The organism is Shewanella sp. KCT (genome assembly GCF_007636505.1).
In the GTDB taxonomy this organism is placed as follows: Bacteria; Pseudomonadota; Gammaproteobacteria; order Enterobacterales; family Shewanellaceae; genus Shewanella; species Shewanella halotolerans.
Window position 1 is genome coordinate 158401 of record NZ_LVDJ01000001.1, and the last position, 16846, is coordinate 175246.

14 protein-coding genes are annotated in these 16846 nt (G+C 53.6%); 8 read left to right on the forward strand and 6 right to left on the reverse strand.

What is annotated here, in order from left to right; all coding sequences use genetic code 11:
- Positions 1 to 23 precede the first annotated feature (23 nt).
- Positions 24 to 680, forward strand: coding sequence for a pyridoxamine 5'-phosphate oxidase (pdxH, locus tag AYI87_RS00790; RefSeq protein WP_144198767.1), 657 nt, complete (start codon positions 24 to 26; stop codon positions 678 to 680).
- A gap of 77 nt (positions 681 to 757) precedes the next feature.
- On the opposite strand, the gene AYI87_RS00795 is transcribed toward pdxH, so the two are convergent.
- Positions 758 to 1534 carry a hypothetical protein gene (locus AYI87_RS00795; RefSeq protein WP_144198769.1) on the reverse strand — a complete coding sequence of 259 codons (777 nt, stop codon included), beginning with the start codon at positions 1532 to 1534 and terminating at the stop codon, positions 758 to 760.
- A 238-nt stretch (positions 1535 to 1772) separates the two neighbouring features.
- Here AYI87_RS00795 and cysB point away from each other — a divergent pair, with 238 nt between their 5' ends.
- Positions 1773 to 2747 (forward strand): HTH-type transcriptional regulator CysB, encoded by a 975-nt coding sequence (cysB, locus tag AYI87_RS00800; RefSeq protein WP_011865423.1) that lies wholly within the window; start codon positions 1773 to 1775, stop codon positions 2745 to 2747.
- A 93-nt stretch (positions 2748 to 2840) separates the two neighbouring features.
- Here the strand turns inward: cysB and AYI87_RS00805 are convergent, their stop codons facing one another.
- On the reverse strand, positions 2841 to 4217 hold the full coding sequence (locus AYI87_RS00805) for an L-serine ammonia-lyase (protein WP_144198771.1): 1377 nt from the start codon (positions 4215 to 4217) through the stop codon (positions 2841 to 2843).
- Between the two features lie 358 nt (positions 4218 to 4575).
- Here AYI87_RS00805 and nagZ point away from each other — a divergent pair, with 358 nt between their 5' ends.
- The 3 genes from nagZ to AYI87_RS00820 all read left to right on the forward strand — a co-directional run bounded on the left by nagZ (position 4576) and on the right by AYI87_RS00820 (position 7002).
- Entirely contained in the window at positions 4576 to 5589 is a 1014-nt protein-coding gene (nagZ, locus tag AYI87_RS00810) for a beta-N-acetylhexosaminidase (protein ID WP_186300526.1), read from the forward strand.
- Between the two features lie 75 nt (positions 5590 to 5664).
- Positions 5665 to 6207 carry an alpha/beta hydrolase YcfP gene (gene ycfP / locus AYI87_RS00815; RefSeq protein WP_144198775.1) on the forward strand — a complete coding sequence of 181 codons (543 nt, stop codon included), beginning with the start codon at positions 5665 to 5667 and terminating at the stop codon, positions 6205 to 6207.
- Positions 6208 to 6732: 525 nt separating this feature from the next.
- The gene (locus AYI87_RS00820; RefSeq protein WP_144198777.1) at positions 6733 to 7002 is read left to right on the forward strand and encodes an acylphosphatase; all 270 of its coding nucleotides are present in this window, start codon (positions 6733 to 6735) and stop codon (positions 7000 to 7002) included.
- Between the two features lie 28 nt (positions 7003 to 7030).
- On the opposite strand, the gene AYI87_RS00825 is transcribed toward AYI87_RS00820, so the two are convergent.
- The 3 genes from AYI87_RS00825 to AYI87_RS00835 form a co-directional block, all read right to left on the reverse strand.
- The gene (locus tag AYI87_RS00825; RefSeq protein WP_144198779.1) at positions 7031 to 7969 is read right to left on the reverse strand and encodes a peptidoglycan binding protein CsiV; all 939 of its coding nucleotides are present in this window, start codon (positions 7967 to 7969) and stop codon (positions 7031 to 7033) included.
- Positions 7962 to 11444 (reverse strand): transcription-repair coupling factor, encoded by a 3483-nt coding sequence (gene mfd / locus AYI87_RS00830; protein ID WP_144198781.1) that lies wholly within the window; start codon positions 11442 to 11444, stop codon positions 7962 to 7964. Before mfd ends, AYI87_RS00825 begins: the two co-directional genes overlap by 8 nt.
- Positions 11445 to 11519: 75 nt before the next feature.
- The gene (locus AYI87_RS00835; protein ID WP_144198783.1) at positions 11520 to 12101 is read right to left on the reverse strand and encodes a hypothetical protein; all 582 of its coding nucleotides are present in this window, start codon (positions 12099 to 12101) and stop codon (positions 11520 to 11522) included.
- Between the two features lie 95 nt (positions 12102 to 12196).
- Between AYI87_RS00835 and AYI87_RS00840 the strand changes: the two genes are divergently transcribed.
- From AYI87_RS00840 to lolE, 3 genes are read left to right on the forward strand one after another with little or no spacing between them, the layout of a single operon-like run.
- A complete protein-coding gene (locus AYI87_RS00840) occupies positions 12197 to 13429 on the forward strand; it encodes a lipoprotein-releasing ABC transporter permease subunit (RefSeq protein WP_144198785.1) in 1233 nt (410 codons plus the stop codon).
- A 3-nt stretch (positions 13430 to 13432) separates the two neighbouring features.
- Complete coding sequence (lolD, locus tag AYI87_RS00845) at positions 13433 to 14134, forward strand: lipoprotein-releasing ABC transporter ATP-binding protein LolD (RefSeq protein ID WP_144198787.1); 702 nt, start codon at positions 13433 to 13435, stop codon at positions 14132 to 14134.
- Positions 14131 to 15384 carry a lipoprotein-releasing ABC transporter permease subunit LolE gene (gene lolE / locus AYI87_RS00850; RefSeq protein ID WP_144198789.1) on the forward strand — a complete coding sequence of 418 codons (1254 nt, stop codon included), beginning with the start codon at positions 14131 to 14133 and terminating at the stop codon, positions 15382 to 15384. Before lolD ends, lolE begins: the two co-directional genes overlap by 4 nt.
- Positions 15385 to 15411: 27 nt before the next feature.
- Here lolE and AYI87_RS00855 read toward each other — a convergent pair whose 3' ends face one another.
- Complete coding sequence (locus tag AYI87_RS00855) at positions 15412 to 16767, reverse strand: diguanylate cyclase domain-containing protein (RefSeq protein WP_144198791.1); 1356 nt, start codon at positions 16765 to 16767, stop codon at positions 15412 to 15414.
- Positions 16768 to 16846: the final 79 nt, after the last annotated feature.

Here is a 16846-nt window from a genome sequence, read left to right on the forward strand (position 1 = left end):
CACGGGACAGGGTAAGGAAGCAGATGTCGAACTTAAGTGATATTAGACGAGAATACACCCTGGGCGGGCTGCACCGAGAGGAGCTGCCCGACAACCCCATGGTGCTGTTTGAGAAGTGGATAGAGCAGATTAGGGATTCGGAGATCCTGCCAGATCCCACGGCCATGTCGGTGGCAACTGTCGATGCCGACGGCCAGCCGTTTCAGCGTATCGTGCTCTTAAAACGTTTCGATGACGACGGCTTTGTGTTTTTCACTAACCTGGCTAGTCGAAAGGCGGAGCAGATAGCTCACAACAACAAAGTTAGCCTACTGTTTCCCTGGCATGCCCTGGAGCGTCAGGTGGCGGTGACAGGTGTGGCCGAGCAACTCTCGACCACTGAGGTGCTGAAGTACTTCGTGACGCGGCCCAAAGAGAGTCAGATCGCCGCCTGGGTGTCGAAGCAATCGAGCAAGATCTCGGCGCGCCAAGCGCTGGAGAGTAAGTTTGCCGAGATGAAGGCCAAGTTCAGCCAGGGTGAGGTGCCGCTGCCTAAGTTTTGGGGCGGTTACCGCGTGCGTCCTAGTAGCATAGAGTTCTGGCAGGGCGGTGAATATCGTCTGCACGACCGCTTCCTCTATACCCGCACAGAGCCAAGCAATAAAGAAGGCGGTTGGGATATCGACCGTCTGGCGCCCTAATCATTATGAGTCAAAGTGTTTGAGCGATAAAAAAACCACCGCAATGCGGTGGTTTTTTGTGTCTTAAGCGACGGCTGTTACCATTTCTTCTTCGGCTGGAATAGCACGTCGATATCATCCTCGTCGCTCTTCTGCTGCGGCGCGTTAGGCTGTGCCATCTTCTGGGCGCCCATGATCTCATCGAGTAGCAACTTGGCTTCATCCACCTTCTTGGTGATGAATGGGTCGTTAGGGGTTAGGGCCTTGATAGTGTGTAGGGTCGCCAATGCCTTAGTGACCATCTGCTTGGCGGAGCCGTATTGCTTCATGAAGCAGGCACTACGGGCACGCGACAGCATAGAATCTACATTGATTCTGAGTTGCAGGCTGTCTACACGAGCCTCTTCCTGAGCAAAGATATTGGGATCGACTTTGCCTTTGTTGTGCTCGGCGCGCAGGATGGCCTTAAGCTTTTTCAGTACCTTAACCAGATCCAGGATCTGCTTGTCGGTATCGGGCAGGCGAAAGCTTTCGATGGCAGGTGTCTGTTTCTGGGCGTTTTGTAGGTTTTCGACCTGGCCGGTAAGGTCGGTGAGACGACGCTGATAATCCGCCGTCTGTGGTCCACCAAGGCTGACAGATTGGCTTAAGGCTTCTTGCACTCTTCTGTAGAGGATCAATACCAGATTAGTCGAGCAGGGAAACATTCCGGTGCAAGAGAGCACGTTCTCGGTTTCGTCGATGATGGCTCTTTGTCTGGCTAATTCTGTTCTTCGCTCGGCCTCTGCACGTTCTTTTTGTTGTTGGATGACATTGATGCCAATAACCAATAGCAGCAATGCACCGATGAGGATCAGAACCAAAGTAAATATCATAGATCTACCAATTTTTATGCAATTCCATTAATGCTACTATAAATCAACACGCTAGCATAGTTATCTTAGACTAGCTTTCTCTTTATGTCGTGTGATTCATCTCACCTCTATGCTATATTCCCCTTTGATTTAATTTTTCGCCTGTACTATAACTAATTCTTATACTAACTCTTATGTTAGGGTACCGATTTCAGGCCGTGGCTCCCTTTGAGACACTGACCTTTGCAAAGGAAAGACGATGAAGCTGCAACAACTCAGATACATTGCCGAAGTGGTGAATCACAACCTTAACGTGTCGGCGACCGCTGAGAACCTCTACACCTCTCAGCCTGGGATCAGTAAACAGGTACGAATGCTCGAAGATGAACTGGGCATTCAGATCTTCGGCCGTAGCGGTAAGCATCTGACTCATGTGACGCCAGCTGGTCAGCAGGTGATCAATATCGCCAACGATATATTGGGTAAGGTCGAGAGCATCAAGAAGGTTGCCGAGGAGTATACCAAGCCGGATCAGGGTGAGCTGAATATTGCCACTACAGATACGCAGGCGCGATATGCCTTGCCGGGGATCATCCGTGCCTTTATCGACCGCTACCCTAAGGTGAATCTACACATGCATCAGGGCACGCCTTCGCAGATCAGCGAGTTGGCGGCGAGAGGCGATGCAGATTTTGCCATCGCCACCGAGGGGATGCACCTTTATACGGACCTCATCATGCTGCCTTGTTACCACTGGAATCGCTCCATTGTGGTGACAAAAGATCATCCGTTGGCTTCACGGACTCAGATCAGCATTGAAGACTTAGGTCGTTTCCCGCTGGTGACCTATGTGTTTGGTTTCGATAGGGAGTCTGAAATTGAGAAGGCCTTCAACCGCGCCGGTATCGACCCTAGGGTGGTGTTTACCGCGACCAGTGCCGATGTGCTCAAGACTTATGTCAGATTGGGCCTAGGGGTTGGGGTGATCGCCTCCATGGCGGTGGACCCTGTGATAGATAAAGATTTAGTGGCCATAGATGCCAGCCATCTGTTTGCCCACAGCACCACTAAGATAGGTTTTAGGAAGGGCAATTTCCTGCGCAATTATATGTATGAGTTTATTGAGCATTTTGCGCCGCACCTGACCAAAGATATTGTCGAGAAGGCGGTAGCCCTTAGAGACCCTCAGCTGATTGAAAACCTGTTTGCGGATGTGGAGCTGCCGATCCGTTAAGGCGAGCGTTTGAGCTTAGCTTAAAATAGGCTGATGTGTAGCCATAAAAAAACTCGCCCTAGGGCGAGTTTTTTATGCTTTATTCATAGCCGGTTAACACTCGACTATGTTAACCGCCAGGCCGCCCTTGGCGGTTTCCTTGTACTTGCTGCGCATATCCTTGCCGGTATCCATCATGGTCTTGATCACCTTATCCAGAGAGACCTTATGGTTGCCGTCACCGCGCATCGCCAGGCGTGAGGCGTTGATCGCCTTGACCGCGCCCATGGCGTTACGCTCGATGCAAGGCACCTGCACCAGGCCGCCAACAGGGTCACAGGTCAGTCCCAGGTTGTGCTCCATGCCGATCTCGGCGGCGTTTTCCACATGTTCAACCGTGCCGCCCATGATCTCGGTGAGTGCCGCCGCGGCCATAGAGCATGCCACACCGACTTCACCCTGACAGCCCACCTCGGCGCCTGAGATAGAGGCGTTCTTCTTGTAGAGAATGCCGATGGCGGCAGCGGTCAGCAGGTACTGACAGCAGATATCCAGATCCACCTCTTGAACGAAGGTGTCGTAGTAGCAGAGTACGGCAGGGATGATGCCGGCGGCGCCGTTAGTCGGCGCAGTCACCACGCGATCGCCTGCGGCATTTTGCTCGTTCACGGCAAGGGCAAACAGATCGACCCAGTCCATGGCGGTGAGGGGATCGACTACTGTCTTGCTTTCGGCTTTGAGGCGACGGTAGAGGGCCGGGGCGCGGCGTCTGAGCTTCAGCCCGCCCGGAAGTATGCCTTCCTTCTGATAGCCACGCTCGACGCAGCTCTTCATGGTCTGCCATATAGTCCACAGGCGCTCCTTTACCTCTTTCTCGCTGGCGATAGAGAGTTCGTTCTCCATCATCAGCGCAGAGATGCTTAGGCCGTTCTCGACACACATATCCAGCAGCTCGGCGGCGCTGTTAAAGTCATAGGGCGCGGCTTCGATAGGGGAGGCTGGCGAGGCATCCTGGGCCAGGATCTCATCTTCATCTAAGATGAAGCCGCCACCGACCGAGTAATAGGTACGCTGGTAGATGCAGTTGCCCTTGGCATAGGCGTAGAGGGTCATGGCATTAGCATGGGCCGGCAGGCTCTTGCGTCTGTGGTAGGTGATGCCATCTTCACGGCTGAAGCGAACCACCTTGTTGTTTGGCATGGTTAAGCTTTGTGTGTCGTTCACCTGTGCCAGGGTGGCATCGATCTTGTCGGTATCAACGGTTTCAGGGGCTTCGCCCATTAGGCCTAAGATCACGGCCTTACCCGTGCCGTGGCCCTTACCGGTTTGGCCGAGTGAGCCAAACAGCTCAGATCTCAGCTCATCTGTTTCTGCTAGATGACCATGTTTTTCTAAATCTTGAATGAAGATATTACCCGCTTTCATCGGGCCTACGGTATGGGAGCTTGAGGGCCCGATACCAATTTTAAACATGTCAAAAACGCTAATCATTATAAAACCCTGTTGTAATCATTATTTTCGTTATTCAATCTCAGTGATTTTAGGCCAATTTAATTATTCATGCCTTAAGGGGCGTTAATGTCGCCCCGTTGTGCTAACCTTGCGAGCACATTAAGATTGTCAATTATTAAGTATCCCATACTTTAGTCGCAGCTTTCGCATTAGTTTTTTTCAAGAGTGAGTTTCGCATTAGGCATACTATTGCTAATCGCGAACGGTTGAGGAAAGCTGCCCGAAGGTTTGTGGTTTTATCAATTGTATACAAAAACTTAGATGATTTTACCTTGCTAAGTATTTGTTAATCATCGGCGTCGATAAAACTGATTTAACAGTTTTTCTAGGGGGAGTTGTGAGTTATTTAATGATGGATTTGTTATCCACCGAGATGAATGCGCAGGAGCAAGCGCAGTTGATGCATCCCATGGTCGGCGGGCTGATATTATTTTCCCGCAACTATCAAGATCGTGACCAGCTCTGCGCCTTGGTGGCCTCGGTGCGTGCCCTTAGACCCGATCTGCTCATTGCCGTGGATCATGAAGGCGGTCGGGTACAAAGATTTATTGACGGTTTTAGTAAGATCCCCGCCATGGGCGACATATTGCCAGCGGCAAAGCAAGACCTTCAATTAGCCAAGGGCTGGGCGAGGGAGCTTGGTTTTCTCATGGCCGTTGAATTGCTGGCCTGTGATATCGATTTAAGTTTTGCCCCTGTGCTGGATCTGAACGGCATCAGTCAGGTGATCGGCACCCGCGCCTTTAGCGATAAGCCCGATGAGGTGATAGCCCTGGCCGATGCCTTCATTCAAGGGATGCAGGATGCAGGCATGGCCGCCGTGGGTAAGCATTTCCCTGGTCATGGCAGCGTGGCGGCGGATTCCCATATTGCCAAGCCGGTGGATGAGCGTAGCGAAGCTGAGATCCGCGCCCTGGACATGGTGCCCTTTGCGCATCTTATGGGGGCGAAGCGATTACAAGGGGTGATGCCGGCCCACGTGATCTATCCTAAGGTCGACCCCAATCCCGCGGGTTTTTCCTCCTATTGGCTTAAGCAGGTGCTGCGTGATGAGCTCAAGTTTGATGGGGTGATCTTCTCCGACGATCTCGGCATGAAGGGGGCTGGCGTGGTTGGTGGCTACCCAGAGCGGGCCAGCGCCGCTATTAATGCGGGCTGTGACATGATCTTGCTGTGTAATGACAGTCAGGGCGTCAGCGAGCTGTTAACCTCGTTTGAGTGGCCTGAGCAAGGTCCACAGGTGCCGGCGCGTAAACTGCTGGCCAACAGACCTCAAGTTGCCAAGGCGCTGGAGGATGAATCTCGTTATCTGGCGGCAAGAAGGATAGCAGAGCAGATCTGTATGGGCTAAATTTGATGTAGCGCAACAACAGCCTATGATGAGTTAGCTAAAGTTAATATTCACATACAGTTAGCAGGTAACAGGATGATCCTCTATTTCCACGGTTTTGACGCCACCAGTCCAGGTAATCATGAAAAAATGCGCCAGCTGCAGTTTGTCGACCCCGACGTAAGGCTGATCAGCTACAGCACGCTTCACCCCAAGTACGATATGCAGTATCTGCTTAACGAGGTGAGTCGTCAGTTAACCCAGAGTGACGATCCCGCGCCTCTGGCAATAGGCGTCGGCCTAGGCGGCTATTGGGCCGAGCGGATAGGTTTTCTCAATGGCCTTAAGACCGTGATGATCAATCCTAATCTGCATCCGGAAGACAATATGCTCGGCAAGATAGACAGACCGGAAGAGTATGCCGACATCGCCAGCAAGTGTGTCAGTCAGTTTAGGGAAAAACATAAGGGACGGGGCATGTGTATCCTGTCTCGCCAGGACGAGATGCATGACAACCAGGCGGTGGCCAGCACCTTAGCGCCTTTCTATCCCATCGTCTGGGACGAGGAGCAGCGCCATAAGTTTCCTTCGCTGGCCGCACATCTCGCCGAGATAAAGGCCTTTAAAGAGCAGCAGTAAGGTGATTCGAACCTAACAAGGAGCCAACTGGCTCCTTTTTTATGTGCAGATGCTAGTGATGGAAGAGTGGCCTGATTCGTATTTCTGCACCAAAAAGTTTGGCTGTGCGAGCTACTTTGCCTCGGGAATGACGTTAACGAAAAGCCTTGCTGCTTTGGATAGAAGCGTCGCTGGTCGAGAGGAGGCGATTAGGGCGTTTTTCTGCAGTGTATTGATCGCCATTTTTCAGGGGCTTATGGTGAGTAAGCGATAAAAAGTGGTCGAATATCCTGAATTTAGGTCGAAGCTGAGCGTAAGTGGTTAACAATTTTTGTTATTCAAATCTAGCATAGCTTATCCCTTTTATGATACAAAGTGATACATATTGCTACATGATGGTCTTACAGACCTTTTCCCAGTTTGCGTATGTCGCCCGATGCAGCTAACCACTTTATTAGTTAGCTGTTTTTTTTGTCTATTTTTTGCCCATCCCCCAAGTTTAGGTTATCTTCAAAGGGTTAGATCGATAAGAATAACGAGGCGCAGATGAAGCGGGTATTATTGACAATATCGGGAAAGGTTCAGGGCGTGTGTTTTAGGCGATACAGCCAGCTGAAAGCCAATGAATTGGGGCTGACGGGGTATGCCAAAAACCTGGAAGACGGTAGGGTGCTGATTTTATTGCAGGGAGGCAGCTTAGCTGTCGATCGTTTCATTGCCTGGAGTGAGCAGGGTTCGCCTCAGGCTGTAGTGGATAATGTGCTGGTGGAGGAAGACGAGGCAGATGAGATCTACCTCGATTTTTCTGTCTATTAGCTATCTGTTTTCTAAATAGCTATTTAGCTTAGTTCTGCGGGACCACGTTTGGCTGGCTCACCTCGAGGGTGCGCTCGCCGGGTTGTTCCATCTTTCTGATCTGTAGGATCATCCCCATGTTAGGGTGATCGAAATAATGGATTTCGTCACTCTTCACTCGCTTATTCTGCGTCATATAGATGTTGTACAGATAAGGCACCTGGCTTAATACCGTCTCATTCTCAAGCTGTGGCTGCGTTTTATTACCAGCCCTGTGTAGGGTTAGCGCCGTTTCCACATAGAGGTAATGGTTCAGATAGATGTTGAGCGTACCATCAAGTGCCCAGATAGGGGCCGCCTGCTTCTCCTCGAAATTCAGATCGAAGTTAAACTGCGGAATGCCGCTGGTATCACTTTGGGGCGCCGCGTTCACCGCGTAGCCATCCTCATTGAAGCGATCTGAGAAATCTTCACCGGCATAGAGACGCACGGGTTTCGCCTGATGACGGGGCAGCATAGATTGTTGCCAGGTCATGTGCAGCAGGCTCTTATGTCCGGCTTCGCGTCTTAAGGTGGTAATTATCTCCCCAAACTGCGACTGGGAATCGGCCAATAAGACGGTGCCGGCACCTAAGGTGGCATATTGGGGGGTTGGCGCGCCTATGGTGGTAGGGATCTGGCTGGGGTGAGTCACCTGCGCCTGTTGCAGCTGTCTGTCGCAATCTTCTGGCGTTTCCAGCCACTGCTGGGCGCTGCAGCCCTCGAGCCCCAGGCTGGCACCGGTAATATCCGTGGCAAACAGCGGCGAGATCATGTCTATCGGTTGACGCGTGTGACGATTGCCTGGGCTTGCCAAGGTTTCTTCCAATTGACTTCCCTGACGCTCAAACAGGTAAACTTCCACCTCAAACCAACGCTCGTTATCTGCCCAGACGGCGCCGGATAGTGAGGCAAGGGTGGTCACCAATAAAAGACTCTTTTTAAACACGCGGTTCTCCAAGGCGATGTTGCATGAGTTGAGAGATGATCAGGGATAACAGGGCTAACCTATCCTTGTCTGTCTCTGTCGGCATCAAGAATTTTAACTTACTTGGGCCGTCCATACGATAATTTTGTGGCTGACTCTGTAATAGTCCGATGATAAAGCCAGGATCTACACAGTGATCGTTATTAAATTCCAGGCTACCGCCCTTGGCGTGCATCTCTATCTTGGCGATGCCGAGCGCCGTTGCCTGGTGCTTAAACAGGGAGACTTCCATCAGGTTCTTGGTGGCCTGAGGCAAGAGGCCGAAGCGATCGATCAGCTCGACCTTTAATTCGTCCAGTGCCTGGGCGGTGGCGCAGTTGGCGATACGCTTGTAGAGCGACAGGCGGATGTTAACATCGCCCACATAATCTTCCGGCAGCAGGGCAGGGATCCGCAGGTCAATCTCACATTGTCCCCTGAGCATCTGATCCAGCGAAGGCTCCTTGCCCTCCTTGAGAGATTTCACCGCATCTTCCAGCATCTCCATGTAGAGGGTAAAGCCTATTTTGGAGATATGACCGCTCTGCTCATCGCCCAGGAGTTCACCCGCGCCGCGGATCTCGAGATCTTGAGTCGCCAGCATGAAGCCTGCGCCGAGATCTTCCAGCGCGCCAATGGCCTCCAGACGCTTGATGGCATCCTTGGTCATGCGTTTTGGATGTGGCGTCATCAGATAGGCGTAGGCCTGATGATGTGAGCGCCCCACACGCCCCCTGAGCTGGTGCAGCTGCGCCAGGCCGAAGTTATCGGCTCGCTCTATGATGATGGTGTTGGCGCTGGGGACGTCGATGCCCGTCTCTATGATGGTGGTACACACCAGCACATTGTATTTCTGGTGATAGAAGTCGGACATCACCTTTTCCAGGTCGCGTTCTCTCATTTGACCATGGGCGGTGACAACTCGCGCCTCGGGCAGCAGCGCCTCAATCTCCCGGGCGCGCTTCTCTATGGTCTCGACACTGTTGTGGAGAAAATAGACCTGGCCGCCCCTTAAGATCTCACGCAGCAGTGCCTCGCGCACCGTGGCATCATCATATTCGCGCACGAAGGTTTTAACCGCCAGGCGCTTGGCCGGCGGCGTGGCGATGATGGAGAGGTCGCGCATGCCTGACATCGCCATGTTGAGGGTACGCGGAATAGGGGTCGCCGTCAGGGTCAAAATATCAATATTGGCGCGTAGCGCCTTGATCTTCTCCTTCTGACGCACGCCGAACCTGTGCTCCTCGTCGATGATAAGCAGGCCTAAGTTTTCAAACTTGGCCTCAGACTGCAGCAGTTTATGGGTACCGATAACGATATCCACCTGGCCAAGCTCCAGCTGCTTGAGCACCGCCTGTTGCTCTTTGGCGGTCTTAAAGCGTGACATCACCTCTATCTTGATGGGCCAGTCGGCAAACCTGTCTTTGAAGTTTTCATAGTGCTGCTGAGCAAGTAGCGTGGTAGGCACTAAGATGGCCACCTGTTTGCCGTCGTTGACCGCAACGAAGGCGGCGCGCATCGCCACCTCAGTCTTACCGAAGCCGACGTCGCCACACACCAGACGATCCATCGATATGGGGCTACACATGTCGGTGAGCACGGCGTCGATGGCAGTTTCCTGATCTACCGTCTCTTCGAAGGGGAAGCTGCCGGCAAACTGAGCGTACTCTTCGCGATCTAATCGGCAGGCCTCGCCGGGGCGGGCCTGACGGCGGGCGTAGACATCTAACAGTTCGGCGGCCACGTCGCGGATCTTCTCGATCGCCTTGCGTTTGGCTTTGGTCCAACTCTCGTTGCCCAGCTTGTTGAGCTGTGGCGCATCATCGGCGCCGACACTGTACTGGCTAATGAGGTTGAGGGAGGCGACAGGCACATAGAGTTTATCGCCACCGGCGTATTCCAGTTTCAGGTACTCGGCGACCAGGCCGCCCGTGTCCAGGGTTTCCAGCCCTTGATAGAGGGCGACGCCGTGATCCAGATGGACTATAGGTTGACCGACTTTGAGCTCGGCCAGATCCTTGATGAGCGCATCCTGGCTTACCTGACGCTGTTTATCCCGACGGCGTTGCTGGGCGATGCGCTGGCCAAACAGCTCGGTTTCACACACCAGTGCCCAGCTAGGGCCCTTCTTGGGGTGATAGATGGCGCCTTGAGACAGCGGCGCGACGATCAAGCCAAAGGGCTGAGGCTTATGGCTGAAGCTCTCCAGATGGTCCAGCAGCGTAGGTTTAATCTCTATCTTGGCCAGCAGTTCCAGCAGCGCCTCGCGGCGGCCTTCCGATTCGACGCAGAATAAAATTGGCGTGCCGCCATCGGCAAATTCTTTAAGGCTAACAAGCGGCTGTTTGAGCTTATGGTTGGCGGCGATACTGGGCAGTGCCTCGAGCTGCGCCGCAACGCTGGTGCCTGTTGCCTCATCGCCCTTGATGAGGAAGCGCGGCAGATGCTTAAAGGCCTCGAAGACCTGTTCAGTCAGCAGGTAGAGATCCTTTGGCGGCAGCAATGGCCTCAGGGGATCGACCCGGCGGTTTTCATAGCGCTGGTTGATCTCCTGCAGGTGGTGTTTGGCAGCATTCTCTAGATCGCCCACCTGCACCAATTGGCACTCGCCGGGCAGATAGTCAAACAGGCTCGCCGTCTCGTCGAAGAAGAGGGCCAGGTAACTCTCGATCCCGGCAGGCATCACCTTGCGGCTCACCATCTGATAGATGGACTCCGGCTCCTTGACCACTACCTCAAACTGGCGGCGGTAACGTTGGCGAAACCCTTCGATGGCGGCGTCATTGGTCGGGAACTCCTTGGCCGGCAGCAGGCGAATCGATTCGATCTCGCCGCTGGAGCGTTGGGTTTCCGGGTCAAATTCGCGGATCGATTCGACCTCATCATCGAACAGCTCGATGCGATAGGGGCTCTGGGCGCCCATGGGGAAGAGATCTATGATAGAGCCGCGCACGGCAAACTCGCCATGCTCATACACCTGCTCTACGTGATGATAGCCGGTATTGACCAGCTGGCTGCGCACTGCTTCCAGGGGATAGTTGTCGCCCTTGCTGAGCAGCAAGACGTTGCCGGTTAAGAATGATTGCGGCGGCAACTTCACCATCAGGGTGCTCATGGGCACGATCACCAGGCTATGGCCGGCGCTTGGGATCCGCGATAGGGTCTCAAGCCGTTGAGATACCAGATCCTGATGGGGCGAGAAGCTGTCGTAAGGCAAGGTCTCCCGGTCGGGGAACAGCATCACGGGGACTGATTTTGGCGCTAACAGGTAGCCTAGCTCTGCCTCTAGCCTGAGCGCGCTTGGCGTGTCTGGCGTCACTACTAAGGTCATGCCGCTATACTGCTCGCACAGCTTAGCCAGGCTTATCGCCTGGGCGGCACCGGTTAACTGGCTCAGGGTTTGGGGCGACTTAACCCCTTTGACTTTAGGTGGTGTGAGGATGGAAAAAGCATTCATGAAAACAGACTAAGGCCAACAATCGACAATGATGCGGCCATTGTAGAGACTTAGCCCCGTCAGTGCCAGTGAAAACTAACTCGGGTCTTGTTGCTGTTTTTTGCGTTGTTGTAATTGTTTTTGTTGAATATTCAGGCTGGCTTTGACCAGTTGCTCGACATCCTCATCGAGAATTTGAATAAAGCTGAGTTCGCAGTCGAAACCACCTTCAGAGGCTTCATCGTCACAGCGGGTGCACTCACCGATGCAGAGGATGGCGATAAGCGCCTCCCTGATATGCAGTGTGATGCGATAGCGCTCGCCGGGCACCAATTTTGTGGGGCTTTGGAGATGTATGCCACTGCCGCCAAAATGCAGGCCGTTGCAGCGCTCGCCCTCGTGGGGCTGCTGCTCGAGCACATGTTGCAGCACCAGGTCTATCTTGCGCGACTGTAGCTTGAGGTAATCCACCACGGTGCGGGCCTCATCATCAAGGTGCCTGAGCTGGAGTAGACAGTCGGCTTCCATCGCCTTGACTTCGCTGATGAGTTGCATGCCGAGTGGCAGCATGCTTCTGAGTTCATGGTCGTTGGGCAGCGGCTGCTCCTTAGGCCAGGGCGATAGGTAAGCGGCGAACCCATGCGCGACGCTAAAATAGGAGTTTGATTGGCTGTTCAACGGATTGCCTCTTGTTTTTAAGGTGCTATTCCCCCTATTATCGTGCCCATCTTAATGATTTATCAAGGCTCTGACGTAAAGAGACCCTGCCAAACATGAATTTAGCGTTATCTTGGACCATAGGTTATCGGTACTGGCGAGCACGTAAGGCCAATCCATTTGCCTCATTTATTACCCTGTTTGCCGTGTCGGGGATCTTGCTCGGGGTGGCGGCCCTGATCATCGTCAGTTCTGTGATGAATGGCCTGGAGGGACAGCTCAAGCAGCGTATTCTTGGCGCAGTGCCACAGCTGACGGTGCACAGCGAGCAACACCTTGGTAACTGGCAAGATGTCGCCAATACATTAATCGATGGTAAGCAGATCCTAGCTATGAGTCCGAGCGTGGCCACCCAGGCCATGTTACAGGCGCCGAGCAACATCAGTGCCGTGCAGGTTTATGGTATCTATCCCGAGCTTGAAAAAGACAATCTGGCCCGTCTGAACCGTCACTTCAACGGCTCTCTCGACAGTCTCGAGGCGGGCAAATACCGCATTATCATAGGCGCCGAGTTGGCGCGTCGTCTGGATGTTAAGCCCGGCGATAAGATACGTGTACTCAGTGGCGATGGGGTGGTTTATTCGCCTCTGGGACCTGTGCCGAGCCAGCGTAAGTTTATCGTGGCAGGCGTGTTTGAGATGGGATCTCAGGTGGATGCGAGCCTGGCTTACGTGCATCACGAGGATGCACTGCGTCTGATGCGCAAGTCCCCCAATGAGATCAAGTCGCTGCGTCTCTATCTGGCCGATCCCTTCAAGGCGAGCAAGCTGGCACCTAAGGTAAAAGCGGCGTTTGAGGCAGCGGGCGACAGCGTAACCACCAGTGATTGGCGCGAAAACTATGGTCATCTCTTCTCTGCGGTGAAGATGGAGAAGAACATGATGTCGCTGATGCTCAGCCTTATCATCGCCGTGGCAGCCTTTAACATAGTATCAGCGTTGGTGATGATGGTGGTGGATAAGACCACAGACGTTGCCGTGCTCAAGACCCAAGGCCTGACCACGGGGAGCATCATGGGGATCTTCATGATCCAGGGATCGCTTAACGCCGTCTTAGGCCTGGTGGGCGGCCTGGCTATCGGCGTGCTGGCCACATTGAACATCAATACACTCTTCTCAATGCTTGGCATTCATGTGCTCGGGGCGGGACAACGCCTGCCGGTGCAGCTCGAGTGGGGACAGTTGTCCCTGATCGTCGTTGGCACCCTGGCCATCACATTTTTAGCGACCGTTTATCCCGCACTGCGGGCGGCTAGCGTGCAACCTGCCACAGCTTTAAGGTATGAATAATCTATGACCCAACAGGACAACTCTTTGTTACTTCAAGTCAGTAACGTCAGCAAACGCTACCACGAGGGGAGTATAGATACTCAGGTGCTGAGCGGCGTTAATCTCAGTATCGCCAAGGGCGAGCAGGTGGCTATCATCGGCAGTTCGGGCTCGGGTAAGAGTACCTTGCTGCACATCATGGGCACGCTGGACAAACCCAGCAGCGGTCAGGTGATGTTTAATGGGGAAGATCTCTACCAGCTTTCCCCCTCGCGTCAGGCGGCGATCCGCAACCAGGAGCTGGGATTTATCTATCAGTTCCATCATCTGTTGCCCGAGTTTACTGCCCTTGAAAATGTGGCCATGCCAGGGCTTATCCAGAAGCGCCCGCGTCAGGAAGTCGAGCAGGAGGCCAAAGAGCTACTTAGTCGTGTGGGTCTGGGCCACCGACTACATCATACCCCGGCGGAGATGTCTGGCGGTGAGCGTCAACGCACCGCAATAGCCAGGGCGCTGATCAATCGCCCTAAGTTGGTGTTGGCCGATGAGCCTACGGGCAACCTGGACGCCGCCAGCGGCGATACCGTCTATGAGCTTATCCGAGAGCTGGGTAGCCAGCTGGGCACGGCCTTTGTGGTGGTCACCCATGATCCTAAATTGGCCGCGCGTATGGACAGACAGCTGAAGATGCAAGATGGTCAGTTAAGCGCCTGGGAGATGGCATGAGAGAGAGACTCGCCTTCTGGGTAGGCTGGCGCTTCTACATGGCGCGTCAGTCCAATCGTTTCATAAGTTTCATCTCCTTTGCCTCTACTGCGGGCATCGCCCTGGGAGTCGCCGTGTTGATCACTGTGCTGTCGGCCATGAACGGCTTCGAGAAGGAGCTTGAGCAGCGCCTGCTGGGCGTAGTGCCCCATGGTGAGCTGACCGGGGTGAATGAGCCGCTGCATGACTGGCCGCAGATCGCCGAGGATGCCAAGAAGATCCCCGGTATTATTGCCAGCGCGCCATTTGTGCGTATTCAGGGCCTGATCCAGAAACCCGGTGGTTTTCAGGGGCTAACGGTTATCGGTATCACGCCGGAATTAGAAGCCAAGGTTTCCAACATCCGTGATTTCATGCCGGATACGGCCTGGCAGGCACTGGCCAGCAAAGAAAACAATATCGTCCTGGGTAAGGGGCTGGCCGATGCGCTGGGGCTGTCGCTGGGTAACACCCTGAGCCTCTACACGCCAAACCTTGCCAGTCAGTCAACGGGACGCGGCCTTGGCTCGGCCAAGAGCCATCAGTTTAAGGTGGTGGGAATTTTTGCGCTTGGCGGTGAGCTGGATCTGACTACAGCCTACATCTCGCTGGATTATGGCGCCGAGCTGTTGGGGCTGGGGGATGGCGTGAGCGGGATCCGCATCAAGGTAGATGATGTCTTTGCCGCGCCGCAGCTGATCCGCACCTTGGGCTACAGCCAGTCGCAATATATGTACCTTTCCGATTGGACCCGCACCCAAGGCCATCTTTATCAGGATATTCAGCTGGTACGCGCCGTGATGTACCTGGTGCTCGCGCTGGTGATCGCCGTGGCCTGTTTCAATATCGTCTCGACCCTAGTGATGGCGGTACGTGACAAGCAGTCGGAGATCGCCATCTTGCTGACCATGGGGATGGCCAAGGCCACCATCATGGGGATCTTCGTGGTGCAGGGCGCGCTAAATGGCCTGATGGGTTGCTTGATTGGTGCGGGGCTAGGGATCACCCTTGCGCTGAACCTAAGTGCTATCGCCAGCGGTATCGAGCAGCTGTTTGGCGTGCAGCTCTTGTCGGCCGATGTCTATTTCATCGACTTCTTACCCTCACAGCTTCATCTTCTGGATGTAGCGCTAGTGGTGTCTCTGGCCCTGGTGATGAGCCTATTGGCCACCCTCTATCCCGCCTGGAAGGCGAGTCGTATTCATCCCGCCGAGGCTTTGGCTGGGCGATAAGACTAGGTCGTAAATTAGGAATAGTCTTTAGCGACTTTCCCGGTAGGCGCGTTTTTGTTGATACATCCGCTTGTCGGCATCTGAGAGTAACTCTTTGATGTCGGCATTCTGACCATCATAGATTGCATAGCCTATGCTGAGTGAGGGCGTCAGCTGCTGTGACTGCCAGCTAAAGGGCTGGGATTCTATCGCCTGGGTGATATGCGCCATGATCTCCTCGATTTCCTGCATGTCGGTAAGCTCATAGAGCAAGATCAGAAACTCATCGCCGCCAAATCGCGCGACCGAGCCCTTAATACCAACCTCTGTCACAAGACGATTGGCGATATATTTTAGCAGCTCATCGCCCGCCTCATGCCCAAGCTCGTCGTTAACCCCTTTAAAGTCGTTGAGATCTATGTTGAGCAGGGTAAAAGGGGGCTGGTTTGGTTTGTTCATCAGACGGTCGAGTTCGTTGATGATGAAGCGCCGATTAGGTAGGTGAGTCAATTCATCGTGCAGCGCCGCCCTGTGGGTGTGCTGATAGTTGCGAAACAGGAGTAGCATCAGCATATACAAGGTAAAGGCCGCGATCGTGCCGATACCGCCTATGCCCAGGCGCAGCTGGCCGATGCGTTCGAGATTCTCGATATGAAACCTTGCTGCCATATTCCAGGTGGCGCTGGGTAACTTGATGGGGTAGATCACATCAGCATTGTCGAAGATGCTGGCATCACCGTAGAAAACCTGTTCGGGTTCGTTGGCGGTGATCTGTTTCTTGATGGCGATATCGCCGCCCTGAAACTGGGTGATCCCTGTGTCATGGATTAACTGGTTATAGTTCATCACTACGCTCACCCCGCCCCAGTATTGGGTGTTTTTGGGGTAGTCGGCGAAGATAGGGTAGCGTGCGATGAGTCCCAATCCGCCTTGCACTAGATTTACCGGGCCGGCGATATACACCGACTGCTGCTCCTTGGCCAGTAACACTGTCTTTAGCTGGTTTGGCTGGGTGCGAAAATCGAAGCCAACGGCCGCTTCGTTGCCCTCTAGGGGATAGACTAAGGAGATAACATTGTTTGGCGCGATGGCGACGTTGCGCACGTATTGCGCCTTGTCGAGCAATTTAGCGGCGATCACATGCCAGTTTTTCATGGCAAACTCGGGATCTATGGTCACCACAGTGGCCAGGCTATCGGCCAGATAGGTGTCTTTGTAGATGGTGGCCTCGAAGTTAAAGCGGATCAGCGCCAGGTTCTTGCGCAGATTTTCCTCTTCTTGCTGGATCTCATTGTCGACAAAGTATTTTGTTAGTGCACTGATGGTGATCACAGAGGCGAGCAGAAACAAGCAGGAGAGCAGTGCGAAGATCGCAACATGTTTTCTATTTGAATTTAAGTGCATGGCCTTCCTGCATTTTTTGTGATTATTCTAACGAGCGACGTCATCCAAGGCATGTCTTTTCTGTAGATACAAAGCGTCA

Coding starts and splice junctions, on each gene's coding strand:
- mfd (WP_144198781.1), bottom strand. CDS start 11,444: ATGAATGCTTTTTCCATCCTCACACCACCTAAAGTCAAAGGGGTTAAG.
- AYI87_RS00840 (WP_144198785.1), top strand. CDS start 12,197: ATGAATTTAGCGTTATCTTGGACCATAGGTTATCGGTACTGGCGAGCA.
- AYI87_RS00805 (WP_144198771.1), bottom strand. CDS start 4,217: ATGATTAGCGTTTTTGACATGTTTAAAATTGGTATCGGGCCCTCAAGC.
- AYI87_RS00795 (WP_144198769.1), bottom strand. CDS start 1,534: ATGATATTTACTTTGGTTCTGATCCTCATCGGTGCATTGCTGCTATTG.
- AYI87_RS00820 (WP_144198777.1), top strand. CDS start 6,733: ATGAAGCGGGTATTATTGACAATATCGGGAAAGGTTCAGGGCGTGTGT.
- lolE (WP_144198789.1), top strand. CDS start 14,131: ATGAGAGAGAGACTCGCCTTCTGGGTAGGCTGGCGCTTCTACATGGCG.
- pdxH (WP_144198767.1), top strand. CDS start 24: ATGTCGAACTTAAGTGATATTAGACGAGAATACACCCTGGGCGGGCTG.
- AYI87_RS00855 (WP_144198791.1), bottom strand. CDS start 16,767: ATGCACTTAAATTCAAATAGAAAACATGTTGCGATCTTCGCACTGCTC.
- cysB (WP_011865423.1), top strand. CDS start 1,773: ATGAAGCTGCAACAACTCAGATACATTGCCGAAGTGGTGAATCACAAC.
- ycfP (WP_144198775.1), top strand. CDS start 5,665: ATGATCCTCTATTTCCACGGTTTTGACGCCACCAGTCCAGGTAATCAT.
- lolD (WP_144198787.1), top strand. CDS start 13,433: ATGACCCAACAGGACAACTCTTTGTTACTTCAAGTCAGTAACGTCAGC.